Consider the following 233-nt stretch of genomic DNA (forward strand, 5'->3'; position numbering starts at 1 on the left):
GGCTGCAACATCGACGCCATCGACGATGACGCGGCCGGAGGAGGGTTTTTCAAGACCGTTGGCAAGGCGGATAAGGGTGGATTTGCCCGCACCGGAACGGCCGATGATGCCGGTGATGGAGCCCTTCGGCACGGTGTAATCGATGCCGGCAAGGGCTGCGAAGCCCGGCTTGCCATCGGCACCGCCGAATGTCTTGGTCACGCCTTCGAACGTGACCATCGGGTCCTTGACCG

1 protein-coding gene is annotated in these 233 nt (G+C 63.1%); it reads right to left on the reverse strand.

The window, feature by feature from the left end:
• On the reverse strand, positions 1-219 hold a 219-nt coding region (locus tag SB816_RS35220), incomplete at its 3' end, for an ATP-binding cassette domain-containing protein (RefSeq protein ID WP_410548652.1).
• Positions 220-233 lie beyond the last annotated feature (14 nt).

Origin of the sequence: Achromobacter sp. SIMBA_011 (assembly GCF_046535435.1) — a bacterium.
GTDB lineage: Bacteria > Pseudomonadota > Gammaproteobacteria > Burkholderiales > Burkholderiaceae_B > Achromobacter > Achromobacter dolens.